The organism is Sphingomonas sp. 10B4 (assembly GCF_035019905.1).
In the GTDB taxonomy this organism is placed as follows: domain Bacteria; phylum Pseudomonadota; class Alphaproteobacteria; order Sphingomonadales; family Sphingomonadaceae; genus Sphingomonas; species Sphingomonas glacialis.
Genome location: NZ_JASJVC010000335.1, coordinates 1 through 269, shown reverse-complemented (window position 1 = coordinate 269; position 269 = coordinate 1). Strand labels below are relative to the sequence as shown.

Below are 269 nucleotides of genomic sequence, written 5' to 3'. Positions count from 1 at the left end.
ATATTACCTAGTGACGCGCCGATACCACCTTGTGCCGCAACTGTGTGCGAACGCGTAGGAAATACTTTAGACAATACAGCGACGTTCAGGCCAGCTTCTGCCAATTGCAAGGAAGCACGCATGCCCGAGCCACCTGCGCCAACGATCACCGCATCAAAGCGGCGGGATGGAATTGCGGGTTTGATTGCTGCCACGGTTACACTCTCCACAAAATCTGTGCCGCATATCCGACACAAGCGATCAGCCACAAAATAGTGGCGACTTGAAAC

At 53.2% G+C, this 269-nt stretch carries 1 protein-coding gene; it reads right to left on the bottom strand.

Annotation, left to right across the window (positions count from 1 at the left end; genetic code table 11):
* Positions 1–194, bottom strand: a 194-nt coding sequence (locus tag QN347_RS20030) for an FAD-binding protein (protein WP_323494433.1), incomplete at its 3' end; no start/stop codon positions are given.
* Positions 195–269 lie beyond the last annotated feature (75 nt).